The organism is Streptomyces sp. NPDC079141 (genome assembly GCF_040686775.1).
Lineage (GTDB): Bacteria > Actinomycetota > Actinomycetes > Streptomycetales > Streptomycetaceae > Streptomyces.
Map to the genome: position 1 here is coordinate 633,096 of NZ_JBFBLP010000003.1, position 24,833 is coordinate 657,928.

Below are 24,833 nucleotides of genomic sequence, written 5' to 3' on the forward strand. Positions count from 1 at the left end.
CCTACCGTTCGATGTCGCAGGGGCCCGCCGCGGCGGACACGCAGGTCTGGATGAGGACGCCCGGCTCGGCCTCGGTGATCTCGCCGGTGCGCAGGTCGCGGACGGCACCCGCCTTGAGCGGCGTGACGCAGCCGAAGCAGATGCCCATGCGGCACCCGGAGGGCATGAGCACGCCGGCCTCCTCGCCGACGTCCAGCAACGGCGTGGCGCCGTCCGCGTCGACCGTCTTGCCGGTGGCGCTGAACGTGACCTCGCCGCCGTCACCGGCGACGACGATGCTGGGGCGGAAGCGTTCGGTGTGCAGGCGCTCTGGGACGCCGTGCTCGCTCCAGTGCTTTTCGGCGGCGTCGAGCAGGCCCGCGGGCCCGCAGGCCCAGGTCTCGCGCTCGGCCCAGTCGGGCACGAGTTCGTCGAGACGGGCGATGTCGAGCATGCCGTCGGTGTCGGTGTGCACCTCGGTCAGACGCAGCTTCTTGTCCGCGACCAGGTCGTGCAGATCGTTGCGGAAGATCACGTCTTGCGGTTGCGGCGCGCAGTGGACCATGACGACGTCGTCGAACTCGGTGTCGCGCAGCATGCCCATCACGGGCGTGATGCCGCTGCCGGCCGTCAGGTAGAGCACCTTGGCGGGCTTGGCCTGCGGCAGCACGAAGTCACCGGCCGCCTGGTCGAGCTGGACCAGCGTGCCCGGTTTCGCCCTGCGGACCAGGTGGTTGCTGACCTGGCCGTCCGGGATCGCCTTCACGGTGATCGTGACGCGGCCGTCCCGGCGGTTGGTCGGCGAGGTGAGCGAGTAGGCACGCCACAGGCGCACCCCGTCGACATCGACCCCGATCCGCACGTACTGACCGGCCGTGTGGCCGCGCCAGCCCCGTCCCGGCCTGATCACGATGGTCGCGGCGTCACTCGTCTCGGGGTGCACGGCTTCGATGCGCCCACGCAGGTCAGCGCCCGCACGCAGCGGGCTGACCAGGTCGAGGTAGTCCGACGGCAGCAGCGGTGTCGTGACCATCTCCAGCAGTTTCCATGCCCTGCTGCGAAGGGCTGCTGCACTCGTCATGACTCCAGCTTGATGCGCCTCAAGGCGTAAAGTCCTGACCACAGGACGTAAATCTGGTCGACCGAATTGTTCGCAGGGAACAAAAAATGAGCCATGCAGTCCGGAGGGCCAGCGAACTGGCCCTGGATGAGACGACGGTCACCGCACTGCGGGCCGCGCTGAAGACCACCGCCGACGAGGTCGTGCAGGCGATCATCGACGAGGTCCCTTCCTACGCGGGCGCCCTTTCGGGCCGCATGGGCGGCACCATCCGCCGAGCCGTCCGCACCGCCCTGGGGCACTACCTGGACCTCGCGAGCGGGAACGTCACAGGCGGCGACGCCGGTGACGCAGCCTACGAGCTGGGCCGCGGCGAGGTCCGGGACGGCCGTTCGATGGACGCCCTGCTCAGCGCCTACCGCGTCGGCGCCCGCGTGGCCTGGCGATGTCTGGCAGCGGGTGCCGTACCCGCAGGTCTGCCCGCCGCCGAGGTCGCCAAGTTCGCCGAGCTGACCTTCGCCTACATCGATGAACTCTCCGCAGCGAGCGCCGCGGGCCACGCCGACGAACTGGCCGCCCGGGGCCGGGTTCATGAGCGCCACCTGGAACAGTTGGCCCGCGACCTCCTCAGCGGCGCGAGCCCGGACCTGCTGCTGGCCTCTGCTCAACGGGCCGCGTGGCAGCCTCCCGCTTCGCTGACCGCGGTCCTGCTGCCCGCCGTCCAGGCCCGGCCTGCCTACCGCGCGCTCGACCCGAGCACCCTCGTCCTCGACGATCTGCCGGACGCCACCGGTGTGCTGCTCGTCCCCGATGCCGACCGGTCATATCTCCTGCGGCAGCTGACCGACCGCACCGCCGTGGTCGGCCCGGCCCGGCCATGGACCCGTGCGTCCGCCTCGTACGCACGAGCCGTACGCGCGCGCTCGCTCTCCTCCGAGATCTGCGACACCGAGGACCACCTGCCCGAGCTGGTGCTCAGCGCCGACATGGACGCGTTCGCAGACCTGCGTGCCCGAGCCCTCGCACCGCTGCGGACCCTGCCTGCCGGGACCGCACGGCGGCTGGAGGAGACTTTGCGGGCGTGGCTGCTGCACCAGGGCAGGCGGGAGGAGGTGGCGGCGGCGTTGTTCGTCCATCCCCAGACCGTCCGGTACCGGATGTCGCAGCTGCGGGAGCTGTTTCCGGATCTCGCATCGCCCCACCGGGTCCTTGAACTGACGCTGGCGGTCGGTCTTGAGGCCGGCTGACGCGTTCTTCGACCGTCCACGACCGCGCCCGAGAGCGGTCCGGGAATCGTGCCTCGTCGGCAACGCGTTCGGCCGGGGGCATCGATTCGAGCACGACAAGGAAGGCGAGGCCGACCGACTCGTCCAGGGTGACCCGGTCGGCCGGGTCGACGCCCGTGCCGCCCGGCCGCCCGCTGATCCACTCCGTGGACTCGGGCAGCGGCTCGGGAAGCCACTCACCTGGCGTACCAGCGGGTGTACGTCTCCTGGACGGCATCCTCCATGCGGAGTTCACCCCCAGGACGCGGCACCGTCCTGCTGCTCCGCGAAGCCATCGGATTCTGAACGACCCGGAGCCGCCGCCGACTTCCCGACGCTGCCCATCACACGGCGGCTAAGTCCGCCTGGCCTCAGGGCTGTTGAGATACGCCAGCACCGCCAGTACCCGCCGGTGACCGCTGTCCGACTGCGGCAGGTTCAGCTTCAGGAACACATTGCCGATGTGCTTGCTGACCGAGCGTTCGGTGATGACGAGGGTCTCGGCGATCGTGGCGTTGTCGTGGCCCTGCGCCATCAGCTTCAGGACCTCGCGCTCCCGTGGGGTGAGCGAGTCGACCGGGGTGTCGCGGCGGCGGGTCCGGAAGGAAGTTCCCTCATGAAGTCCGCACTTGCGTCCCGTCTCGCTTCACGTCCCGTGCTGTGGTTCCTGTTCCTGTTCAACGCCGCCGTCGCCGCGTTCTCCGTCGTCGCCGTCGACGGCGCCCAGGGCGTCATGACCGCGGCCGGGATGGGAGCCGTAGCGCTGGGAGCGGGCCTCGGTCTCCTCCGGAAGCGGCCGCAGCCGAAGCGCGCCTGAGCCCCTCTCGTCGTAGGAAACCCACGGAAAGAAGGCACCACCGTGAGCAGGATGCAGTCCCTCTACACCGGCACCACCCCCGACACCGTCGAGATCCTGGAGGTCGACCGCCCGGCGCCCGGCCCGCGCGACGCGCTCGTCCGGATCCGCGCCTGCGGCATCTGCGGCACCGACGTGTCGTTCCTGCACATGGGCGGCATGCCCGCCGGCGCCCACCAGGGCGGTGACATCGTCCCCGTGGCGCTCGGCCATGAGCCGGCCGGTGAGGTGGTCGAGGTGGGGTCCGAGGTCGAGGGGCTGAGGCCGGGCGACCGGGTCGTGGTCAACCCCCAGGGGCCGGGCGGGATCATCGGCTGCGGCGGCCGGCAGGGCGCGCTCAGCGAGTACCTGCTCGTGGAGGACGCCGTCGTCGGCAGGAGCGTCGCCGTCGGCCCCGGTGACATGCCCTTCGCCGTGGCGGCCCTCAACGAGCCCATGGCCGTCGCCCGGCACGCCGTCAACCGCTCCGAGGCGAAGCCCGGCGACAAGGTCGTCGTCTTCGGTGCCGGTCCCATCGGTCTGGGCGCGGCGATCTGGCTGAAGCTGCGGGGCGTCGAGCATGTCGTCGTCGCGGACGTCATCCCCGCCCGGCTGGAGACGGCGCTGGCCGTCGGCGCGGACGCGGTGATCGACTCGGCGCGGGAGGACGTCTCCGCGCGCCTGACCGAGCTGCACGGCCGGGCTGCCAACGCGCTCGGCCAGCCCCGGCCGGGCACCGACATCTACCTCGACGCGGCCGGCGCCGCCGCCGTCTTCAACACCGTGGTGGCCGCCGCCAAGTGGCACGCGAAGCTGATCATGGTCGCGGTGCAGAAGAAGGGCTCCGAGATCGACCTCGGCGGCATGCTCCGCAGCGAGCTCACCCTCATCGCCTCCCAGGGCTACCCCACCGAGATCTTCGAGGTCACCCCCGAACTCGTCGAGCACCAGGACCGCTTCGCCCGGCTGATCAGCCACCGTGTTCCCTTCACACAAGTGGACCGTGCCGTCGAGCTGGCCCTGACGCCGGGGGCCGCGGAGAAGGTCGTCGTGACCTTCGACTGATACACAAAGCGCCGTCGGCGCCCACCTCTCGGCCGAGAGGAAGGCGCCGACGGCGCTGCGGAACCGAAGCGGTTCTCAACTCACCGCCCTCTTCACCAGCTCGCCGATCCGCGCCGCGTCCGCCTCCGTCAGCTCCTTCAGCGCGAAGGCCGTCGGCCACATGGCGCCCTCGTCGAGATGGGCGACGTCGTTGAAACCGAACGTCGCATACCGGGCGTTGAACTTCTGGGCGCTCTGGAAGAAGCACAGGACCTTGCCGTCCTTGGCGTACGCGGGCATCCCGTACCAGAGCTTCGGCGCGAGTTCCGGCGCGCTCTCCTTGACGACGGCGTGCAGCCGTTCGGCCATGACGCGGTCCGACTCCTGCATTTCGGCGATCTTCGCGAGTACGGCGGCCTCGTCCTCCGCGACCTTGTCGGCGCGGGTCCGGCGGCGTGCGGACGCCTTCAGTTCCTGGGCCCGGTCCTTCATCGCGGCGCGCTCTTCGGGCGTGAATCCCTCGTACGTCCCGGCGGTGTCCTTCTGCGTCTGCGTCATGACTGTTTCCTCCTGGTTTGCGTTTCTTACGGTTCTATCCTGGTTCCGGGGTGTCGGCCCTGCCGGTGACGTCAGCCCCAGGCCCCGGCGATCTGGCGGGTCGTCGCGTTGAGCCGGTTGAACATGTTGGTGACGCCGATCATGAGGACGATCGCGGCCAGCTGCTTCTCGTCGAAGTACGTGGCGGCCGTGTCCCAGATCTCGTCGTTCACCGCATCGGGGCGGTCGGCCAGCCGGGTCGCCGCCTCGGCCAGCGCGAGGGCCGCCCGCTCCTCGTCGGTGAAGTAGGGGGCCTCGCGCCAGGCGGCGACCGTGGCGAGCCGCTCGTCGTTCACGCCGGCCTTGCGGGCGGTCTTGGCGCCGCCGTCGACACAGGCGCTGCACCCGTTGATCTGGCTCACCCGCAGATGCACCAGCTCCAGTGTCTGACCGTCCACGCCTCCCGAGTGCGCGGTCCTGAGGATCTCCTGGATGGGCTGCATCGCGCCGGAAAGGACGACTGCGGGGTTCTGCATACGGGACTGCATCTCGATCTGCTCCTCTTTTGGGCCGGTGCCCCGTTCCCCCGGGGCGTGACACCATCACAGCCGCAACCGCCTGCCACGACCACGGCGATGGGACACCGTGGGACAGCTGAAACAGCCTTGACCTGCGGCGACTTGGCCCGCGAGACTTCCTTGCGAACGGGACGGAAGGCCGGGGGGAACACCGTGGACGCACACGACGGGACAGCACAGGGCGAGCTTGCGGCACGGCTGCGCCTGATCCAGGAACTGTCCGGGCTCGGTGTACGGGCCCTCGCGCGGGACACCGGACTGAGCTCCTCGTCGCTCTCGCGCTATCTGTCCGGGCAGACCGTTCCGCCCTGGCCCGCGGTGGTCGCCCTGTGCCGCCTGGTCAAGCGCGACCCGCGCCCCTTGCGGCCGCTGTGGGAGCGGACCTCGAACCCGCTGCCCGCGCCGCCCAAGAGCAGCCGCCAGGTCCGCACGCAGCCGCGCAACGATCTGCCGCGCGACGCAGCCGACTTCACCGGCCGCGAGGCCGAACTCGCCGCCGTCCTCGCCGCGGTCGACAGCCATCGCGCGGTCTCCGTCGACGGCATGGCGGGCGTCGGCAAGTCCTGTCTGGCCGTGCACGCCGCGCACCGGCTCGCCCCCGACTTCCCCGACGCCCAGCTCTACGTCGACCTGCACGGCTTCACCGAGGGCCGCCCCCCGCTCGACCCCGACTCCGCGCTGCGCATGCTCCTGGGCGCCCTGGACGTCCCGTCCGAGCGGGTCCCGCAGGAGGGCGTCGAGCAGCTGTCCGCCTGCTGGCGGGCGGAGTTGGCCCGCCGCAGGGTCGTGGTGGTCCTCGACAACGCCGCCGACGCCGAGCAGGTCCGCCCGCTGCTGCCCGGCGCCGGCCCCTCCGTCGCGGTGATCACCAGCCGCAACCGGCTCCTCGGCCTGGACGAGGTGCCCCCGGTCTCGCTCGACGTACTGAGCCCCGAGGAGAGCGCGGAACTGCTGGCCCGTGCCAGCGGCGACCCCGGCGGCCCCGAGGGCAGGCTGGCCCGCGACCCGGAGTCCGCGGCCGAGGTGCTGCGGCTGTGCGGCCGTCTGCCGCTCGCCCTGCGGCTGGCCGCGGCACGGCTGCGGCACCGGCCGGGCTGGACGGTGGGCATCCTCGCCGAGCGACTGGCCCAGGGCGCGGGCGAGTTCGACACCGCGCTCGCCATGTCGGTCCGGCAGCTCAACCGGTCCCAGGCCCGCCTGTTCCGCATGCTGGGGCTGCTGCCCGGCGCGTCCTTCGACGAGTACGTGGTCGGCGCGCTGGCGGACGTGCCGCTGCACAGCGCCCAGGACATGCTGGAGGACCTGCTCGACGCCCACCTCGTCCAGCAGCCGACGGCCGGCCGCTACCGGCTGCACGACCTGGTGCATCAGCACGCCCGCCGGGCCGCGGTGGAGCAGGACTCCGCGGCCGACCGGGAACGGGCGCTGGGCCGCGTGCTCGACTACTACGTGCACGCGGCCGCCGCCGCCGACGCCGCGATGCCGTTCGTGTCGCCCGGCCGGGCGGCCTCCGCGGGCCGGCCCCCGGCCCAACTGCCGCGCTTCACGGACAAGAACGCGGCGTTCACCTGGTTCGTCACCGAGTACGCCAACCTCATCGCTGCCTTCGAGACGGCGGCCGCCCTCGGCGCCGACGTGCACGTGTGCGAACTCCCGCGCTTCCTGCGGGCGTACTTCGCGCGCCGCTGCGGCACCACCCACCTCAACTTCCTCTTCGAGCGGTCGCTGGCCGCCGCCGAGCGCCTGGGCGATCCGCAGCAACTGGCCGAAGCGCACAGCGATCTGGGCTTCGCCCGCTACAACGCGGGCCGGCTGGCGGAGGCCGCCGCCGCGTACGAGGCGGCCGAACTCCAGGTGTCCCGGACGGGCGACGCGCGGGCGGAGGCCGAACTGGCCATGCGCCGCGGCTACTTGAGCTGGGACGCGGGGCACGCCGAGGAGCCGCTCGACTTCTTCCGGCTGGCGGGCAAGCTCTACGAGCAGGCCGGCTGCCCGACGGACGCCGCCCACGCCGCCGCCTCCGAGGCCTGGACGATGCTCCAATTGGGACACCGCGAGGAGGCTGCGCAGCGGGCCCGGGAGGTGCTGGCCATCGGCCACACCGACCCCGCATGGCCGCCCGCGCTGACCGCCCGTATCACGCTCGGCGTGGCCACCGCCCGAGAGGAACCCGACACGGCGGCGGAGCATCTGCATCAGGCGCTGGCCGTGGCGCGCGACGACGGGCACCTGAACAACCAGGCGTGGTGCCTGAACTGCCTGGGCGTCGCACTGCGCCAGATGGGCCGGTACGAGGAGGCGCTGGCCAGCCACCGGGAGGCGTTCGCGCTGCTCGACGAGTTGTTCGAGGAACACTGGAAGATCCACTTCCTCAACGGCTACGCCGAGACCTGCCGCCTCGCGGGCCTGACCGAAGAGGCGCTACGGCTGCACCGGCAGGCGCTGGAACTGGCCCCGACCCTGGGCAACCGGTACGAGGAGGCGCTGGCCCACGAGGGCATCGCGAACCTGCTCGACGCGACGGATCCGGCCGCGGCGGCCGCACACCGCGCGGCGGGCGAGGCCGTCCTGCGGGAGCTCGCCCCCGGCGTTCACTGACCCCGGACTGAGCGCCTCCACCAGGTCCGCGCCGAGCGGAGTGAGCCGGTACGCGTCACCGTCCGGGCTGAGCAGTCGGGCGTGGCCCAGCTCGGCGAGCCGGGTGCTCAGCCACGTCGCCAACGGACTCCTGCTGGAGGAGGGGACCTGGGCCGCGTAGCGGAGAGGGGTCACGGCCCGCGCCGAGCGGGCCGTGGGTTCTCAGCGGGCGCCGGTCCAGTTGTGGGCGACGTCCAGCACGATGCGGTCGGTCAGCACGAACACACGGAAAGGCAGCCGGGCGCGGACCCCGAGCCCGACGAGTGTCTCTCCTTCGAAGCTGCCGGCGAACCGGGTGTCCCTGAAGGTGCGGTAGCCGGTGAGGTCCACTCCCGGCAGCGGCCGGTTCACGCGCCCGGGATAAGTGGGCAGACCGGTCTCGGGATCGTAGGCCGGTGCGGCCACACGGACCTCCAGAATGGCACCGCCGGCCACGGGTACGAGCCGGCCCGAGCCGTCCTGGTACAGCTGCTTGACGTACCGGACCGAGTAGCCGAGGGTGCTGCGGGCCGCGCCCGGGATGTCGACGACCATCCGGTCGAAGCAGGCGTGGCGGCCGGTCCTGATGTTCTCCACCGGCTTGGCGGTGGAGGTGGCCCGGACCTCGGGCAGGCTTCCCCAGCCGGTCGGGCAGGCGGTGGTGGTCTGCGCGGTGGCGCCCGAGGCCGTCGCGGCCGGGAGGGCCGGAACCGCCAGGGCCGCTGTGACAGCGAGTGCCACCCATGTTGTTCTGAATCTTCGCATTGCGTCCCCCGACGTGTGCGTAGTGCTGTTATCAGGGGAGACATCCGTGTTACGGGAAAGGTTGCAGTACGTCCGAAAAGTTGCGATGTGAAGGAGGCGGGAAGCCCGGCAGGACGATTGCCCCGCTCCCGATCGGGTACGCGAGCAGGACCGCACCCCGGGTCGATCCTGCCCCGGGCAGGCCGTACGACCGCCGCTACCAGGGGATCTGTCATGGAGACACCCGCGAACCGCACCACCGCCACACCGGCCCGGCGGGCGCTGGACGCGCTGGCCGACAACCGCGAGGACCGCGGTGCGCTGGACACGCTCGCCGGCAGCGAGGTGCTGGTGCCCGTGCCCGACGACGCCAGTGACGAGGACGCCACCGACCCCGGTGCCGTGGCGCTGCCCGTGATCGAACAGCCGGGCGGGGAACCCGTGGTGCCCGTGTTCACCTCGGAGCCCGCGATGGCCCAGCTACTGCCCTTCGTGGACCGCTACCGCCTGGTACCGCTGGGGGCGCTGGCCTCGCAGTGGCCCGCCGACGATCTGTCCCTGACCATCGACGCGGGCTCGCCGCACCCCCTCACTCTCACCTCGGAGGGCGTACGCACCTTGCTGGCCCGTCCCCAGGGATGACCGCGGCGGGCCCGACCACCGATGGCGTACGGAGGGGGAGCAGTCGGGCCCGGGGTGCGGACGTGCTCCCGCTGCCGCACCCGGACGCTCACGCGACGAGGGTGAGCAGCACCGACCCCGCTCAGTCCGACGTCCGCGGGCGCCGTGGCAGACGATAGGACCGCACCTCACCCCGCGTCGCTCCGCGATGCGCGGCGGTTGTCCGCAAAACGCGGCGGATCACGGCGGACGGGTTTGGCGGCCGTACGCAGGGTCTGGGACGGGGTCTCGCCGAACCGCTCCCGGTAGCGCTGCGCGAACCGGCCCAGATGGGCGAAGCCCCATTGGTAGGCCACGTCCGCCACGGTCGTGGAACCGGGGGTGGAGGCCCGTAGCTGCCCGTGGACGCGTTGCAGACGCACCTCGTTGACGTACGCCATCGGCGTCAGGCCGACGTGCTTGCGGAACGCCTCCTGCAGCGTACGCACACTCACCTGGGCGATCGCCGCGAGCCGCGCCGCGTCGTACGGCTCGGCGGGCAGTTCCTGTACGGCGTCCATGACCCGCTTGACGGAGGCCGGGCGCATCGGGGGCGGAGGGGACTCAAGCTCCTCGCGCCACGAGTGGTCGGCGGCCAGCAACAGCCCTTCGAGCAGGGTCTGTTCGAGCCGTCCGCGGATGATCGGCCGGCGCAGCAGCCCGTGTGCCACGTCCTTCTCCAGCAGGCTCCAGACCACCAGTTGGGCCCAGCTGCGGCCGGGGCCCCGGGTGACGTCGATGAACGGCCCGAATATCGGCGGGCGACGCACCGGTCTGCCCAGCAGGTCCTCCAGCGCGTGCAGCACGGCCAGTTTGTCGATCTTCACGGTGATCGAGTGACAGTCCGGCGACCAGGCGTCGATGTGTATGCCGCAGCCCGGATCGAAGAAGACGGCGCGCCGCGAGGTGGCGAACACCGCGGCGGCGGCGCCCTGTTGGACGCTGAAGCTGCCCGACAGCGGTACGGCCACGTGGTAGACGCCCGGTTCGCCGAAGCTCATCCGCATCTCGGTGCCGAAACTGACGTCGCCCACGGTGAGCGAGCCGAGTTCGACGACGTTGAGGCTGGTGGAGAACTCCGCTGCGGGGCCGGTGACTTCGAGCCGCAGGTCGTAGTAATGGGCCGCGATCGCCGCGTGGGTCTCCTCCACGTCGCGCGTCGTGTACGTGTTGAACTCGGCGGTCCCGGCCTCGTCGACGGCCACGGCGATATCTCCCCGTCCCTGCTGGGCATTCTCGCCCCGGATGGTTTTCCGGGGTTGAGAATGCCCAGGGGGTAGCGGTTTCGAACAGATGGGAGAGCGGGTTGCCTCAGCCGTCGAGCATGCGGGCCAGCACCTGGCGTTGCAGCGGAAGCACCTCGGCGTGCAGCTCGCGGCCCCGGCGGGTGAGGGAGACCCAGACGCCGCGCCGGTCCTCCGCGCAGACCGAGCGCGCCACCAGACCGTCCTTCTCCAGCCGGCCGATGAGCCGGGAGAGCGCGCTCTGGCTGAGATGCACCCGTCCGACGAGGTTCTGCACCCGGCACTGGTCGCCCTCCTCGGGCGACTCGGCGGCGAGAATGTCGAGCACCTCGAAGTCGCTCGCGCCCAGCCCGTGCGGGTGCAGCACGCGGTCGATCTCGCACATCGTCCGCGCGTGCACCGTCAGGATGCCCCGCCATCGTTCTTCGAGGGCTGCCTCGGCCGTCTTCACTGCCATACCCGCACGGTAGCACCGATCCAGCCACTTCTTGAGTGTGCAACTAGTGCATGTGCATATGGCGGCCCGGGCGGGTCACGCGGGCGGGTCCTGGGTGATCCCGACCAGGTTGCCGTCCGCGTCCTTCACGAAGGCGATCAGCTTGCCGCCGCCGACGTCCTGGACGTCCTGCAGAGGCTCCGCCCCGGCCGCCAGGAGGGCCGCGAGCGTCCCGCGGATGTCGGTCACATGCCAGTAGGGGACCGGCCCGGTCATGCCCCGCGCATGCCCGTTGGGGTCCAGGCCGACGTCCTGGCCCGCGTCCTTGAAGCCGACGTAGTACGGCTCGTCCGCGTACGGCTCGGTGCCCAGCAGGGCGGTGAACAGGGCCTTCGCCCGGTCGAGGTCCTTGACGGGGTAGATGATCGTCTTCAGGCCGGCGGTCATGGCGTGCTCCTTGCGTGAGGTGTGGATCCCGACGGGATGCGTCGGTGGTTTCACGCTAGGGCGGGGGAGAGATCCCCGCTTCTTCGATCCTGACCGGTCCCGGGCAGGGCACGAAACGCCGAGGGCGCGCCGCCCGGCCGGATCGCCGGGCAGCGCGCCCCACGCGGAGAAGGAACCGCCGTGGCGACTACGTCGACTCCCGCTTCACCAACTCCGTCGGCAGGATGACCGCCGCCGGGTCCTCGCCGCCTATCTGGGCCAGCAGCACCCGGACCATCTCGGAGCTGATGCGGTCCCAGGGCTGGCGGATGGTGGTGAGCTCGGGGCGGGCGGCGAGGGCCGCGGGCGAGTCGTCGAACCCGCCGACCGCGACGTCCTGCGGCACCCGGCGCCCGGCCCGCTCCAGAGCCGTCAGCACGCCCTGCGCCATCAGGTCGGAGGCGACGAACACGGCGTCCATGTCCGGCGCCTGCGCGAGCAGCCGCTCGGCGCCCGCCTCACCGCTGGCCCGGCTGTAGTCACCGGAGACGATCAGCCGCTCGTCGAGCTCGACGCCCGCCTCGGCGAGCACCTCCTTGTAGCCGGCCAGCCGCTCGACACCGCCCGGGGTGTCCAGCGGGCCGGTGACCACACCGATCCGGCGCCGGCCCAGCGACAGCAGGTGGCGCACCATGTCCCGGGCGCCGTCCCGGTCGTCCGCCGCCACGTAACTCACCTTGGAGGCCAGCCCGATCGGCTTGCCGCACGCGACCAGCGGCACGCCCGCCTCGCGCAGCTCCTCGGCGACCGGGTCTCCGGAGTGGCTGGAGACCAGCAGCACCCCGTCGACATGACCGGCGGTGATGTACCGCGTTATGCGCCGACGTTCGTCCTCGGTGCCGGCCAGCATCAGCAGCAGGGGGATGTCGTGCGCGGCGAGCGCCTGCGTACAGCCGCGCAGCAGGACGTTGAAGTTGGGGTCCTCGAAGAACCGCTCCTGCGGCTCGGTCAGCAGGAAGCCGATCGAGTCCGACCTGCCGGTGATCAGCGAGCGGGCGTGCCGGTTCACGACGTAACCCGTCTTGCGGATGGCGGCGTTGACCGCCTCCTGCGCCGCCGGGCTGACGTAGTGCCCGCCGTTGAGCACCCGCGAGACGGTGCCACGTGAGACACCGGCCTCGCGCGCCACGTCGTGGATCGTCGGCGGTCTGCGTCGGCCCCCCGTATTGCTCATGGTCATGACTTTACGGCCCCGGACAGCAGATCCAGGCTCCAGAACCGCTGGATGACCAGGAAGAGCGCGATGAGCGGGAAGATCGCCAGGAACGCGCCGGTGATCACCAGCGTGTACAACGCCGGGGTGTTGGCGCCCTGTTCGAGGAGCGTGTACAGACCGAGCGTGATCGGGAACTTCTCGTCGTCGCTGAGCATGATGTACGGCAGCAGGAAGTTGTTCCAGATCGCCACGAACTGGAAGAGGAACACCGTCACCATGCCGGGCACCATCATCGGCAGCGCGACCCGGGTGAAGATCCGCCACTCGCTCGCGCCGTCCATGCGCCCGGCCTCCACCACGTCGGCGGGGACGGCCGCGCTCGCGTAGATGCGCGCGAGGTAGACGCCGTAGGGCGAGAGGATCTGCGGCAGCAGCACCGACAGGTACGAGTCCGTCAGGTTGACCTCGGCCAGCAGCAGGTACTGCGGGACGGCGAGGATGACCGGTGGCATCAGCACGCCCGCCAGCAGGACGTTGAAGAACGTCTCCCGGCCCCGGAAGCGGTAGATCGCCAGCGCGTAGCCGCTGAACGCCGACACACACGTCGACAGCAGGGCGCCGAGACCGGCGTACAGGGCGGAGTTGCCCATCCACTGCCAGTAGACGCCGTCACGGTAGGCGTTCAGGTCCGAGAGGTTCTCGGTGAAGCCGGTGCCCGGCAGGAAGGTGAAGGTGGAGAACAGCTCGCTGCCCGACTTGGTGGACGCGATCACCACCCAGGCGACGGGCAGCAGCGTGTAGATCGCGCCGATCAGCAGTGCGATCGTCGGCACCAGGGCGATACGGCTGCGCAGCGGCGGCCCTTGGGCGGTACCGGGCGTGGTGCCCGCCGCCGGCCCGGCCTTGCGGACGGCAAGAGAACTCATCGTGCTGCCTCCTGCTTCTGACGACGGTTCGCGGCCCGCAGGAACCCGAAGGACAGCAGCAGCGTGGCGAGCGCGATGATCACGGCCTGGGCGGCCGCCGCGTAGATGTCGTTGGTGCCGAACGCGTCCCGGTACACCTTCATCAGCGGACTCCAGGTCGTGGACACGGAGTTGGTGAGCGGCTTGAGCGTGGTCGGCTCGTTGAACACCTGGAGCGTGGCGATGATCGAGAAGAAGAAGGTCAGCACCAGCGAGGGCGCCACCATCGGGATCTTGATCTTCAGTGCGACCTGGAGCGGAGTGGCGCCGTCCAGCTTCGCGGCCTCGTACACCTCGGCCGGGATGGCCCGGAGCGAGGTGTAGATGACGATCATGTTGAAGCCGGTGCCGCCCCACACCGCGATGTTCGACAGGGCGAGGTAGAGCGGACCGCCGTCGAGGAGGTCCGGCTGCGGCAGGCCCAGCTTTTCCAGCACGAAGTAGAAGGGGCTGACGTCCGGCAGGTACAGGAAGCCCCACAGCAGCGCCGCCACCACGCCGGGGATGGCGTAGGGCAGGAAGATCGCGAGCCGGGTGAACGGGGCGAAGCGGACCTTGTCGGAGTCGAGCATCAGCGCGAACAGCAGGGCGAGGCCCAGCATCACCGGCACCACGATGCAGCCGTAGCCGAGCACGCGCAGCGCGCCGTCGACCAGCTCGCTGTCGGTGAGCGCGTCGCTGTAGTTCTCGAAGCCGGCCCAGACCTCCGAGCGGGCGCCGGAGCCGAGGCCGAGCCCCGAGACCTGCACCTTGCGGAAGCTGAGCCAGACCGCGTAGCCGATGGGCAGCGCGAAGAACAGGGCGAAGAGGAGTGTCGCGGGGAGGAGGAAGGCGTACGGGGCCCCCTTGACCCCGTACGACCTCCGGCGTGCAGCGGTTTTCACTCCGCGACCTCGAAGCCCTGCTTCTCCATGTCGGCGACCGTGTCGTCCTGCATCTTGTTCAGGGCGGCGACGAAGTCCGACTTGTTCTTGGCGGCGGCGCCGAACGCGTCCTTGAAGGTCGTGTAGGCGACGTTCACGTTCGGGCCCCAGGCGGAGGGAGCGGTGGTCTTCGCGATCTCGGCGGCCTGGGTGTAGAAGTCGGCCTGGTTCGAGAAGTACTCCGGCGGGCTGGTGAACGCGCCGGACGTCTGGGCGTTGGTGGCGGCCGGGTAGATGCCGCTCTCCTTGGCCAGCGCCTGCAGGGCGGCGTCGTCGGTGTTCAGCCAGGCGGCGAACTTGGCGGCGGCGGCCTTGTGCTTGGAGTCCGTGGTGACGGCGGTGGAGGAGCCGCCCCAGCTGCCGGTGGCGTTCTCGCCCTCGGACCACTGGGGGAGCGGGGCCATGGCCCACTTGCCCTTGGTGTCGGGCGCGGCCGTGGTCAGCGTGCCCGGGGCCCACACGGCGCTGACCCAGGCGATCTGCTTGCCGGTGTTGAGCGCCTTGTTCCAGGCCGGGGTGTACATCGGCTGGTTGTCTATGGCGCCCTCCTTGACGAGGTCGCCCCAGAACTTGGCGACCTTCTGCGAGGCCGCGTCGTTGATGCCGACCTTCCAGCTGTCGCCCTCGGTGGTCCACCACTTGGCGCCGGCCTGCTGGGCGAGGCCCGCGAAGAGACCGGAGTCGTTGGCGGAGAACGTCGTCAGGTCGGTGTCGGGGTCCGCCTTCTTCAGCTTCCGGGCGGTCTCCGCGAACTCGTCCCAGGTCTTCGGGACGTCCAGGTCGTACTTCTTGAACAGGTCCTCGCGGTAGTAGAACATCATCGGGCCGATGTCCTGCGGGATCGCGAAGACCGCGTCCGTGCCCAGCGTCGTCTGCTGCCAGACGCCGTCGGCGAACTTGCTCTTCGCGTCCACGGCCTCCTCGGAGATGTCCGCGAGCGCGTCATTGCTGACCAGGGTCGGCAGCGCCTGGTACTCGGCCTGGACCAGGTCGGGCGCCTTGCCGGCCTTGTGCGAGGTGAGGATCTTGGTGACCAGCGTGTCGCCGGACGCCTGCTTCTTCACCGTGACGGTGATCTGGTCCTTCTTGCCCGGGCCCTTGTTCCACAGGTCGACGACCTTGTCCATGCCGGGCGTCCAGGTCCAGTACGTCAGCGAGACCGGTCCGGATTCGGCCTCGGTGTCGTCGTCGGACGAACCGCAAGCGGCGAGGGCGGTGGCGCCGAGGGCCACAGCGACCGAAGTAGCTGCCACCTTGAAGAGCCGCCGACGCATCGTGTTGGGCATGGATTTCTCCCCTGACCTGGGTCCCCGCCTGCTGCGAAGACCTGCCATGCTTCTGTGAGCGTTCACAGTAGAGAAACATCCCGGACACTTGTCAATGGTTGTTGCTGTGCGGTTATGTTGGGCTCGCACCGCCACCGCTGTGTGTGCACGTTCCCAAATGATCGACTTCCCGGGAGAGATCCATGCCGGAGACCAACCCCAGGGGCCTCACCAGGCTCGCCTTCGGTGGGGACTACAACCCCGAACAATGGCCGGAAAGCGTCTGGCGCGAGGACGTCCGGCTCATGCGGGAGGCCGGCGTCACCATGGTGAGTGTCGGAATTTTCTCCTGGGCGCTCCTGGAGCCCTCACGCGGGGTGTACGACTTCGGCTGGCTCGACCGCCTGCTCGATCTGCTGCACGAGAACGGCATCCGCGTCGACCTCGGCACCCCCACCGTGGTCCCGCCGGTCTGGTTCTACCGCGAGCACCCCGACGCCCTGCCGGTGACCGCCGAGGGCGTGCGCTACGAGTTCGGCTCCCGCGGCGCCATCTGCCACAGCAACGCCGACTACCGCGCCGCCGCCGCGAACATCACCACCAAGCTCGCCGAGCGCTACGGCGACCACCCCGCCCTGGCCATGTGGCACGTGCACAACGAGTACGGCGTCCCCGTCTCCGCCTGCTACTGCGACTCCTGCGCCGCGCACTTCCGCCGCTGGCTCGGCACCACGTACGGCACGGTCGACGCCGTGAACGAGGCCTGGGGCACCGCCTTCTGGGGCCAGCGCTACACCGACTTCGAGCAGATCAACCCGCCGCGCGCCACCCCCACGGTCGGCAACCCGGGCCAGGCGCTGGACTACAAGCGGTTCGCCGACGCCACCATCCGCGAGAACTTCGTGATGGAGCGGGACATCCTGCACCGCCTCTCGCCGGACGTCCCGGTGACGACCAACTTCATGACCGCCCTCAGCCAGTGCGACTCGATCGACTACTGGGCCTGGGGCCGCGAGGTCGACATCGTCACCAACGACCACTACCTGATCACCGACGGCCGCCGCACCCACGTCAACCTGGCGATGGCCGCCGACCTCACCCGCTCCGTCGCGGGCGGCGCCCCCTGGATCCTCCTGGAGCACTCCACCTCGGGCGTCAACTGGCAGGCCCGCAACCCCGCCAAGGCGCCCGGCCAGATGGCCCGCAACTCCCTCGCCCATGTGGCGCGCGGCTCCGAGGGCGCCATGTTCTTCCAGTGGCGGCAGTCCCGGCGCGGCGCCGAGAAGTTCCACTCGGCGATGCTGCCGCACGGCGGCACCGAGACCCGCGTCTGGCGGGAGGTCGTCGAGCTCGGCGCGTCCCTCGACTCGCTGAGCCCCGTCCGCGGCACCCGCACCCGGGCCGACGTCGCCGTGCTGTGGGACTGGCACTCCTGGTGGGCGCAGAACCTCGCCTGGCGCCCCAGCGAGGACCACGACCCGCGCGAGCGCGCCGACTCCTTCTACGAGGCCCTCTACGACCGCCACCTCACGGTCGACTTCGCCCACCCGGAAGCCGACCTGTCGGCGTACCCCCTCGTCGTCGTCCCCGCCCTCTACCTGATGACGGAGGCGGCCGGCCGCAACCTCAAGGCCTACGTCGAGAACGGCGGCACCCTCGTCGTGTCGTACTTCTCCGGCATCGTCGACGAGCACGACGCCGTGCACGAGGGCGCCTACCCCGGCCCGCTCCGCGACGTCCTGGGCCTGACGATCGAGGAGTTCTCGCCGCTCCTCAAGGGCGACACCGTACGCATCACCGGCCCCGACGGCTCCGAGCTCACCGGAGACGTGTGGACCGAGTTCGTGGAGCCGCGGGGCGCCGAGACGGTGTGGACGTACGCCGACGGGCTCACCGCCGACCGCCCGGCCGTCACCCGGCACCGGCTCGGCGAGGGCACCGCCTGGTACGTGTCGACCCGCCTCGACGCGCACGGCCTGGACGCCCTGCTCGGCTGGGCCGCCGAGGACGCCCGTATCGCGCCGCGGGCCGACCTGCCGCACGACGTCGAGGTGGTGCGCCGCACCGGCGAGTCGGGCAGCTACCTGTTCGCCGTCAACCACAGTCCGTCGGACGCCAAGGTGCCGCTGGAGGCGCACGGCACCGAACTGCTGACGGGCGAACGCGCCGCGGGCCGCATCGAGGTGCCCGCGGGAGCCGTCCGGGTCGTACGACTCGACGGCTGAGCCGACTCCCCTCCGCCCGTGCGAGCCGCTCGTGCCGCGGGCGGAGGGGGCTCCCGGCCGCTTGGGCCGGGAATCCCCCAACCCCCACGTCGAAGGGACGACGGACGAAGATGTTCCATCCCAGACGCACTCTCAGGGCCCTGCTGCTGCCGCTCGCGGCCGGGCTCGCCCTCACCGCCCTGCCCGCGCAGACTGCAACCGCCGCCAGCACCCTCACCAACGGCGGTTTCGAGTCCGACGGCGCGGGCGCGGCCACCCCGGCCGGCTGGTCCGAATACGGCACCACCGCCGCCTCGTTCAGCGAGGCCGGCGGCCACGGCGGCAGCTACCGCCTGAGCCACTGGTCGTCCGCCGCCTACAAGGTGGAGACGTACCAGTACCTGTCCGGACTGACCAACGGAAACTACAAGCTCACCGCCTGGGTCCGCTCCGGCGGCGGCCAGAACTCGGCCTACATAGCGCTGAAGAACTGCGGCGGCACCGAGCAGCGCACCGACCTCCCGGTCTCCGCCAGCGGATGGATCCGCATCGTCGTGCCCGTCAGCGTCACGAACAACCAGTGCACGATCAGCATCAACAGTGACGCCAACGCGGGCAACTGGATCAACGTCGACGACCTGACCTTCGCCTCGGGCACCGGCGGCACGACCATCAAGGGCTCCGACGTCTCCTCCCTCGCCAAGAGCGAGGCCCTCGGCGGCACTTACAAGAACAGCTCCGGCACCACCAGCGACGCCCTCGCCGTGCTGAAGTCCGCCGGACAGAACTACGCACGCGTCAAGGTCTGGGTCAACGCCGCCGACGGCTACAACGGCAAGACGCAGGTCCTGGCGCTGGCCAAGCGCATCAAGGCGCAGGGCATGAAGCTGCTGGTCGACTTCCACTACTCGGACACCTGGGCCGACCCCGGCGCCCAGTCCAAGCCCGCCGCGTGGTCCGGCCACAGCTACAGCCAGCTGAAGACGGACGTGTACAACCACACGTACGACGTCCTCAACGCGCTCAAGGCGCAGGGCACCACCGCCGACATGGTCCAGGTCGGCAACGAGATCAACGGCGGCATGCTGTGGTCCGAGGGCTCCACGGACAACTGGTCGCAGCTGGCCGGACTGCTCAACTCCGGCTACGACGCGGTCAAGGCGGTCAACTCCTCCACCCAGGTGGCGCTGCACCTCGCCAAGGGCGGTGACCTCACCGGTACCCGCTGGTGGTTCGACAGCGCCGTGGCCAACAGCGTGAAGTTCGATGTGATCGGCCTGTCCTACTACGGCTACTGGCACGGCTCGCTCTACGACTTCCAGACCACCCTGGACGACGCGGCCTCGCGCTACAGCAAGCCGGTCTTCGTCGCCGAGACGGCCTACCCCTTCCGTCTCGACAGCGAGGACTCGCACGAGAACATCATCAACCTGGACAGCGAGCTGGTCTCCGGCTACCCCGCCACCACGGCGGGCCAGACGCGCTGGATGAACGACATCGCGAGCATCGTGGAGGCCGTCCCCAACGGCCGCGGTCTCGGTGTCTTCTACTGGGAGTCCACCTGGACCGCGGTCACCGGCAACGGCTGGGACCCGACCGACTCCTCCTCCGGCAACGGCTGGGAGAACCAGGCCCTGTTCGACTACGACTCCAAGGCGCTCCCGGCGATGGCGTGGTTCAGCCACCGCTGAGCACCGTGAGTTGACGGGGCCCGGCCGCGGCACTGTGCGGCTGGGCCCTTCGGCCTTCGCGCCGGGGCCGAACGGCCTTGTACCACAAGGTCGTTCGGTCCCGGCCAAGACCCCGGGAGTCCCGGACACGGCGGCCTCGACTGCGGGACAGTGGGAACACGCGCCTTGAGGAGGAACGGACGGAGGGGGACGCCATGTTGAGGACTCCCGTGAGCGAGCGGCGCCTGGACATTCTGGAGTGGCTGAAGGATCCGGCCGCGCACTTCCCGCCCCAGCGACACGGCGACCTCGTCGAGAACGGCGTCACCTGCGACGCCGTCGCCGCGAAGCTCGGCGTGCCCCGCCCGGTCGCCGAGACCCATCTGAGCCTGCTCGCCGCCGTCGGCCTGCTGCGCACCACAAAGGTCCGCCGCCGCATCTACTACCGGCGCGACGAGATGCGGATCGCCGAGGTCGCGCGGATGTTTGAGAAGGGCTGGTAGCGCAGTCCCCGGCACGGGCCGAGCCCGTCGCGCACCACCTGGACCTGCCCCGCCGTACCCCACCCGCCCCGAAGTGCCCCGGCCGCACCCCCGGCGTTAACCTGGTTCCCGGCCGCGATCATTCACGCGGCGCGGCGGTGGGGCCCGCCGTACCCGAACCGCGGCACCGGTGCCGCCAACGGTCCCTACTTGCACTGGCGAGTGCCCGCATGCCCGGGCCCCGGCGAGTAGGAGACGTACGACCATGACCACCCCCGACACCGAGAGCCTCGCCGCTCGCCCGCGCCCGGCGCGCCGGCCTGTCCTGCGCGGCCAGGCCCCCGTCGTGGCGGCCGTCGCGCTCGGCGGGGGAGCGGGCGCCGCCGCCCGGTACGCGGCCGCGCTGCAATGGCCCGCCGCGGCGGGCGGATTCCCCTGGGCGACCTTCTGGACCAATGTCGTCGGCTGCGCCGTGATCGGCGTGTTCATGGTGATCATCAGCGATGTGTGGGCCGCCCACCGCCTGGTGCGCCCCTTCTTCGGCACCGGAGTCCTCGGCGGCTTCACCACCTTCTCCACCTACGCCGTCGACATCCGCAAACTCACCGACACCGGCCACCCGACCACAGGGCTGGCCTACCTCGCCGCCACCGTGCTCGCGGCGCTCACGGCGGTGTGGCTCGCGGCCACCGCGACCCGCCGCGTCCTGAAGTGGAGGCAGCCATGGCGAGGCTGACCGGCACGGCCCTGCGGGTGACCGTCTTCGTGGGGGAGAACGACACCTGGCACCGCAGGCCCCTGTACAGCGAGATCGTGCACCGCGCCCATGCCGCAGGCCTCGCCGGCGCCAGCGCCTTCCGCGGTATCGAGGGCTTCGGCGCCTCCTCCCTGATCCACACCTCGCGGCTGCTGTCCCTGAGCGAGGACCTGCCGGTCGCCGTCGTGATCGTCGACACCGAGGAGCGGGTACGGGCCTTCCTGCCGCAGCTCGACGAACTCGTCACCGAGGGGCTGGTGATCCTCGACGACTGCGAGGTCATCAGGTACGTCGGCCGCACCGACCCGGAAGGTGAGAACCCGACGTGAACTGGCTGCTCGTCGTCGCGGGCGCCATGGTCGGCGCCCCGCTGCGCTATCTCACCGACCGCGCGGTGCAGTCCCGGCACGACTCGGTGTTTCCTTGGGGGACCTTCACGGTCAATGTCACCGGCTGCCTGGTGCTCGGCCTGCTGACCGGCGCGGCGACCGCGGGCGCGGCCGGTTCCGACCTTCAGCTGCTGCTGGGCACCGGTCTGTGCGGGGCCCTGACGACGTACTCGACGTTCAGCTACGAGACCTTGCGGCTGACCGAGACGGGTGCCGGGCTCTACGCCACCGCCAACGTGCTGGGGAGCGTGGCGGCAGGCCTGGGCGCGGCGTTCGGCGGAGTGTGGCTCGCCGGGGCGGTGTGGGGTTAGGCCGGCTCACACCCGGGCGCGGTAGGACGGTGCTCCGTACTGTCGATCCGTCCCGGAACGGGAGCCCATGAGCGTCATCAGCGTCGGTCAGGCCGTCGTCCTTGGAGCGGTCGAGGGGGTCACCGAGTTCCTGCCCGTCTCCTCGACCGGCCATCTGAAGATCGCCGAGGGGCTCATGGGCATCCCCGTCGAGGACGACGCCGTCGTCGGGTTCACCGCCGTCATCCAGGTCGGCGCCATCGCCGCCGTGCTCGTCTACTTCTTCAAGGACATCGTCCGGATCGGCTCCGCCTGGCTGCGCGGGCTTCGCCACCGCGAGGAACGGCACCACCACGACTACCGGTTCGCCTGGTGGGTGATCTGGGCGACGCTCCCGGTCGTCGCCGTGGGCCTGGCCGCCGAGCCGCTGATCGTGGGGCCGCTCGCCTCGCTGTGGGTGGTCGCGGGCTCGCTGATCGCCGGCAGCGGGGTGATGTGGGCGGCCGACCGGATCGGACGGCACAAGCGGGGCGAGGACGACACCTCGTTCAAGGACGCGATGCTGATCGGCGGCGCCCAGATCCTCGCCCTGCTCTTCCCCGGCTTCTCCCGCTCCGGCGCCACCATGTCCATGGCACTGTTCCTCGACCTGGACCGGGTCGCCGCCACCCGCCTGTCGTTCTTCCTCGGCATCCCCGCCCTGACCGGCGCGGGCCTGTACGAGCTCAAGGACGCCCTCGGCGCGGGCGCGGGAGCTGCTCCGCTCGCCGTCGGCACGGCCGTCTCCTTCGTGGTGGCCTACGCCTCCATCGCCTGGCTGCTGCGGTTCGTGTCCCGGCACAACTTCGATGCCTTCGTCGTCTACCGGATCGTCGTCGGCGTGCTGCTCCTCGGCATGCTGGCCGCCGGCGGACTCAGCGGCTGAGCGCCCTTCCGGACGTGAAGTCCGCTTTCAGTCCCCACGCCCGCTGAATTTTTCCTTTCGGTCCTCTTGACACCACCCGCCGCTCACCCGGAACATCTCTCCCGTGAACCTGTCAGACAGCCGGACAGCCGGACAGCCTCCACGGCGCATCAGCGCGATGGAGGCGGTGCTCGCGCATCTGCGCGCCGCCATCGAGCGCGGCGAGTACGCCGTGGGCGACAAGCTCCCCTCCGAGGCGGAGCTGTGCCGCACCCTGGAGATCAGCCGGCCCGTGCTGCGCGAGGCCCTGCGGGCCCTGCAGACCATGGGCCTGACCGTCTCCAAGACCGGCAAGGGCACCTTCGTCGTCGCCAACACGGTGGAGGACCCCACCTTCGGCGACTACGCGGCCAGCGATCTGCTGGAGGTGCGCCGGCACGTCGAGATCCCCGTCGCCGGATACGCGGCGGTGCGCCGCACCCCGGAGAACCTGGACCACCTGGCGCACCTGCTGGACCGCATGGAGCGGGAGACGGACACCACCGCGTGGGTCGCGATGGACACCCTCTTCCATCTCGCCGTCGCCGAGGCCGCCCAGAACCCGGTCTTCCGCCGGGTGATCGAGGAGATCCGGGACGCACTGGCGCGTCAGTCGGCCTTCCTCAACGAACTCGGCGGCCGCCGCGAGCAGTCCAACCGCGAGCACCGGGCGATCGTCGAGGCGCTGATCGACGGTTCCGAGCACGACGCGGTGGAGGCCATGTCCCACCACCTCGACCGCGTCGAGACCACCCTCACCGACATCGTGCGTCCCCCGGGCACGGGCACGGACGCACCCACGAAAGGCGAGCCCCAGCCTTGAGCGAGCAGAGCCTGCACGACGGCGTGCAGAAACGTTCCGGCCATGTCGACGCCGGAGACGAGGGCTACAGCAAGTCGCTGAAGTCCCGGCACGTCAACATGATCGCCATCGGCGGCGCCATCGGCACCGGCCTCTTCCTCGGCGCAGGCGGGCGCCTCGCCGACGCCGGCCCCTCCCTCTTCATCGCCTACGCGGTCTGCGGAATCTTCGCCTTCCTCGTCGTGCGCGCCCTCGGTGAACTCGTCCTGTACCGGCCCTCCTCCGGCGCCTTCGTGTCGTACGCCCGCGAGTTCATGGGCGAGAAGGGCGCGTACACCGCGGGCTGGATGTACTTCCTCAACTGGGCCACCACCGGCATCGCCGACATCACCGCCGTGGCCGTCTACACCCACTACTGGGGCATGTTCTCCGACATCCCGCAGTGGGTGATCGCGCTCATCGCGCTCGCCGTGGTCCTCACCGTGAACCTCGTCTCGGTGCGGATGTTCGGCGAGCTGGAGTTCTGGTTCGCCATCATCAAGGTGGGCGCGCTGGTGACGTTCATGCTGATCGGCATCTTCCTGCTGGTCACCCAGCACCCGGTGGACGGCACCACCCCCGGCCCCTCCCTGATCACCGACAACGGCGGCATCTTCCCCAACGGCCTGCTGCCCATGCTGCTGATCGTCCAGGGCGTCGTCTTCGCCTACGCCTCCGTCGAACTGGTCGGCGTCGCCGCCGGCGAGACCGAGAACCCCGAGAAGATCCTGCCGAAGGCGATCAACTCGATCATGTGGCGCGTCGGCCTCTTCTACGTCGGCTCGGTCGTCCTGCTGTCGATGCTGCTGCCGTGGTCGTCGTACCAGGCGGGCGAGAGCCCCTTCGTCACCGTGCTGTCCAACATCGGCATCCCCGCGGCCGGCGGCGTGATGAACCTCGTCGTGCTCACCGCGGCCATGTCCTCGCTCAACTCCGGCCTGTACTCCACCGGCCGCATCCTGCGCTCCATGGCGATGTCCGGCTCCGCCCCGAAGTTCACCTCGGTGATGAGCCGCAGCCAGGTCCCCTACGGCGGAATCCTGCTCACCAGCGGCATCTGTGTGCTCGGCGTCGGCCTCAACTTCGTCGTCCCCGCCGACGCGTTCGAGATCGTCCTCAACTTCGCGGCGATCGGCATCCTCGCCACCTGGGGCATGATCATGATCTGTCACCTGCTCTTCTGGCAGAAGACCCAGAAGGGCGAGCTCACCCGCCCCGGCTACCGACTGCCGGGCTCCCCCTGGACCGAACTCGTGACGCTGGCCTTCCTCGCCTCCGTCCTGGTCCTCATGTACGCCGACGGAGGCGCCGGCCGCACCACCGTGCTGTGCCTGCCTCTGATCGTCGCGGCGCTCGTCGCCGGCTGGTACGGCATCCGTAACCGGGTCGCGCGCACGGAATCCAGCAGGGCCGACGCGTGAACAGCGCCCCGGCTGCCACCCACCACCCCATGAGTCAGGCAGT

At 70.5% G+C, this 24,833-nt stretch carries 25 protein-coding genes and 2 pseudogenes; 14 read left to right on the top strand and 13 right to left on the bottom strand.

Annotated features, from left to right (window positions below; translation table 11 throughout):
* Position 1: 1 nt before the first annotated feature.
* Positions 2 to 1,060 carry a ferredoxin reductase gene (locus tag AB0Q90_RS12570; RefSeq protein WP_363164183.1) on the bottom strand — a complete coding sequence of 353 codons (1,059 nt, stop codon included), beginning with the start codon at positions 1,058 to 1,060 and terminating at the stop codon, positions 2 to 4.
* Positions 1,061 to 1,146: 86 nt separating this feature from the next.
* Between AB0Q90_RS12570 and AB0Q90_RS12575 the strand changes: the two genes are divergently transcribed.
* On the top strand, positions 1,147 to 2,286 hold the full coding sequence (locus AB0Q90_RS12575) for a helix-turn-helix domain-containing protein (protein WP_363164184.1): 1,140 nt from the start codon (positions 1,147 to 1,149) through the stop codon (positions 2,284 to 2,286).
* Positions 2,287 to 2,344: 58 nt separating this feature from the next.
* Here the strand turns inward: AB0Q90_RS12575 and AB0Q90_RS12580 are convergent.
* A pseudogene (locus AB0Q90_RS12580) lies at positions 2,345 to 2,506 on the bottom strand (RNA polymerase subunit sigma-24); the annotation flags it as partial.
* 153 nt (positions 2,507 to 2,659) lie between these two features.
* Positions 2,660 to 2,902, bottom strand: a pseudogene (locus tag AB0Q90_RS12585) (helix-turn-helix transcriptional regulator); the annotation flags it as partial.
* A gap of 18 nt (positions 2,903 to 2,920) precedes the next feature.
* Here AB0Q90_RS12585 and AB0Q90_RS12590 point away from each other — a divergent pair.
* Complete coding sequence (locus AB0Q90_RS12590; protein ID WP_363164185.1) at positions 2,921 to 3,121, top strand: hypothetical protein; 201 nt, start codon at positions 2,921 to 2,923, stop codon at positions 3,119 to 3,121.
* A gap of 42 nt (positions 3,122 to 3,163) precedes the next feature.
* Positions 3,164 to 4,204 carry a zinc-binding dehydrogenase gene (locus tag AB0Q90_RS12595; protein WP_363164186.1) on the top strand — a complete coding sequence of 347 codons (1,041 nt, stop codon included), beginning with the start codon at positions 3,164 to 3,166 and terminating at the stop codon, positions 4,202 to 4,204.
* Positions 4,205 to 4,279: 75 nt separating this feature from the next.
* On the opposite strand, the gene AB0Q90_RS12600 is transcribed toward AB0Q90_RS12595, so the two are convergent.
* Complete coding sequence (locus tag AB0Q90_RS12600; RefSeq protein ID WP_363164187.1) at positions 4,280 to 4,741, bottom strand: DUF1801 domain-containing protein; 462 nt, start codon at positions 4,739 to 4,741, stop codon at positions 4,280 to 4,282.
* Between the two features lie 71 nt (positions 4,742 to 4,812).
* Positions 4,813 to 5,268, bottom strand: coding sequence for a carboxymuconolactone decarboxylase family protein (locus tag AB0Q90_RS12605; RefSeq protein WP_363164188.1), 456 nt, complete (start codon positions 5,266 to 5,268; stop codon positions 4,813 to 4,815).
* Positions 5,269 to 5,451: 183 nt separating this feature from the next.
* Here AB0Q90_RS12605 and AB0Q90_RS12610 point away from each other — a divergent pair, with 183 nt between their 5' ends.
* Entirely contained in the window at positions 5,452 to 7,896 is a 2,445-nt protein-coding gene (locus AB0Q90_RS12610) for a tetratricopeptide repeat protein (protein WP_363164189.1), read from the top strand.
* A 201-nt stretch (positions 7,897 to 8,097) separates the two neighbouring features.
* Here the strand turns inward: AB0Q90_RS12610 and AB0Q90_RS12615 are convergent, their stop codons facing one another.
* Positions 8,098 to 8,679 (bottom strand): hypothetical protein, encoded by a 582-nt coding sequence (locus AB0Q90_RS12615; RefSeq protein ID WP_363164190.1) that lies wholly within the window; start codon positions 8,677 to 8,679, stop codon positions 8,098 to 8,100.
* Between the two features lie 213 nt (positions 8,680 to 8,892).
* Here AB0Q90_RS12615 and AB0Q90_RS12620 point away from each other — a divergent pair, with 213 nt between their 5' ends.
* Positions 8,893 to 9,300 (top strand): SseB family protein, encoded by a 408-nt coding sequence (locus AB0Q90_RS12620; protein ID WP_363164191.1) that lies wholly within the window; start codon positions 8,893 to 8,895, stop codon positions 9,298 to 9,300.
* A 167-nt stretch (positions 9,301 to 9,467) separates the two neighbouring features.
* Here AB0Q90_RS12620 and AB0Q90_RS12625 read toward each other — a convergent pair whose 3' ends face one another.
* The 7 genes from AB0Q90_RS12625 to AB0Q90_RS12655 form a co-directional block, all read right to left on the bottom strand.
* The gene (locus AB0Q90_RS12625; RefSeq protein WP_363164192.1) at positions 9,468 to 10,523 is read right to left on the bottom strand and encodes an AraC family transcriptional regulator; all 1,056 of its coding nucleotides are present in this window, start codon (positions 10,521 to 10,523) and stop codon (positions 9,468 to 9,470) included.
* Positions 10,524 to 10,629: 106 nt separating this feature from the next.
* Positions 10,630 to 11,019, bottom strand: coding sequence for a MarR family transcriptional regulator (locus AB0Q90_RS12630; protein WP_363164193.1), 390 nt, complete (start codon positions 11,017 to 11,019; stop codon positions 10,630 to 10,632).
* A gap of 75 nt (positions 11,020 to 11,094) precedes the next feature.
* Positions 11,095 to 11,445: a VOC family protein gene (locus AB0Q90_RS12635; protein ID WP_363164194.1), complete on the bottom strand. Its 351-nt coding sequence runs from the start codon at positions 11,443 to 11,445 to the stop codon at positions 11,095 to 11,097.
* A gap of 187 nt (positions 11,446 to 11,632) precedes the next feature.
* The gene (locus AB0Q90_RS12640) at positions 11,633 to 12,664 is read right to left on the bottom strand and encodes a LacI family DNA-binding transcriptional regulator (RefSeq protein WP_363164195.1); all 1,032 of its coding nucleotides are present in this window, start codon (positions 12,662 to 12,664) and stop codon (positions 11,633 to 11,635) included.
* On the bottom strand, positions 12,661 to 13,566 hold the full coding sequence (locus tag AB0Q90_RS12645; protein WP_363164196.1) for a carbohydrate ABC transporter permease: 906 nt from the start codon (positions 13,564 to 13,566) through the stop codon (positions 12,661 to 12,663). The genes AB0Q90_RS12640 and AB0Q90_RS12645 overlap by 4 nt, the downstream gene beginning before the upstream one ends.
* Positions 13,563 to 14,489, bottom strand: a complete 927-nt coding sequence (locus tag AB0Q90_RS12650) for a sugar ABC transporter permease (protein WP_363164197.1) — start codon at positions 14,487 to 14,489, stop codon at positions 13,563 to 13,565. The genes AB0Q90_RS12645 and AB0Q90_RS12650 overlap by 4 nt, the downstream gene beginning before the upstream one ends.
* On the bottom strand, positions 14,486 to 15,814 hold the full coding sequence (locus AB0Q90_RS12655) for an extracellular solute-binding protein (RefSeq protein WP_363164198.1): 1,329 nt from the start codon (positions 15,812 to 15,814) through the stop codon (positions 14,486 to 14,488). Before AB0Q90_RS12655 ends, AB0Q90_RS12650 begins: the two co-directional genes overlap by 4 nt.
* A 182-nt stretch (positions 15,815 to 15,996) precedes the next feature.
* Here AB0Q90_RS12655 and AB0Q90_RS12660 point away from each other — a divergent pair, with 182 nt between their 5' ends.
* The 9 genes from AB0Q90_RS12660 to AB0Q90_RS12700 all read left to right on the top strand — a co-directional run bounded on the left by AB0Q90_RS12660 (position 15,997) and on the right by AB0Q90_RS12700 (position 24,790).
* Entirely contained in the window at positions 15,997 to 18,018 is a 2,022-nt protein-coding gene (locus tag AB0Q90_RS12660) for a beta-galactosidase (RefSeq protein WP_363164199.1), read from the top strand.
* Positions 18,019 to 18,128: 110 nt separating this feature from the next.
* A complete protein-coding gene (locus AB0Q90_RS12665; protein WP_363164200.1) occupies positions 18,129 to 19,688 on the top strand; it encodes an arabinogalactan endo-1,4-beta-galactosidase in 1,560 nt (519 codons plus the stop codon).
* A gap of 194 nt (positions 19,689 to 19,882) precedes the next feature.
* The gene (locus tag AB0Q90_RS12670) at positions 19,883 to 20,170 is read left to right on the top strand and encodes a helix-turn-helix domain-containing protein (RefSeq protein WP_363164201.1); all 288 of its coding nucleotides are present in this window, start codon (positions 19,883 to 19,885) and stop codon (positions 20,168 to 20,170) included.
* 244 nt (positions 20,171 to 20,414) lie between these two features.
* Positions 20,415 to 20,885, top strand: coding sequence for a CrcB family protein (locus tag AB0Q90_RS12675; protein ID WP_363164202.1), 471 nt, complete (start codon positions 20,415 to 20,417; stop codon positions 20,883 to 20,885).
* Complete coding sequence (locus AB0Q90_RS12680; protein ID WP_363164203.1) at positions 20,873 to 21,235, top strand: DUF190 domain-containing protein; 363 nt, start codon at positions 20,873 to 20,875, stop codon at positions 21,233 to 21,235. The genes AB0Q90_RS12675 and AB0Q90_RS12680 overlap by 13 nt, the downstream gene beginning before the upstream one ends.
* On the top strand, positions 21,232 to 21,606 hold the full coding sequence (gene crcB / locus AB0Q90_RS12685) for a fluoride efflux transporter CrcB (RefSeq protein WP_363164204.1): 375 nt from the start codon (positions 21,232 to 21,234) through the stop codon (positions 21,604 to 21,606). The genes AB0Q90_RS12680 and crcB overlap by 4 nt, the downstream gene beginning before the upstream one ends.
* A gap of 67 nt (positions 21,607 to 21,673) precedes the next feature.
* Positions 21,674 to 22,510 carry an undecaprenyl-diphosphate phosphatase gene (locus AB0Q90_RS12690; protein ID WP_363164205.1) on the top strand — a complete coding sequence of 279 codons (837 nt, stop codon included), beginning with the start codon at positions 21,674 to 21,676 and terminating at the stop codon, positions 22,508 to 22,510.
* A gap of 157 nt (positions 22,511 to 22,667) precedes the next feature.
* Positions 22,668 to 23,351 carry a FadR/GntR family transcriptional regulator gene (locus tag AB0Q90_RS12695; protein WP_363164278.1) on the top strand — a complete coding sequence of 228 codons (684 nt, stop codon included), beginning with the start codon at positions 22,668 to 22,670 and terminating at the stop codon, positions 23,349 to 23,351.
* On the top strand, positions 23,348 to 24,790 hold the full coding sequence (locus AB0Q90_RS12700) for an amino acid permease (RefSeq protein WP_363164206.1): 1,443 nt from the start codon (positions 23,348 to 23,350) through the stop codon (positions 24,788 to 24,790). The genes AB0Q90_RS12695 and AB0Q90_RS12700 overlap by 4 nt, the downstream gene beginning before the upstream one ends.
* Positions 24,791 to 24,833: the final 43 nt, after the last annotated feature.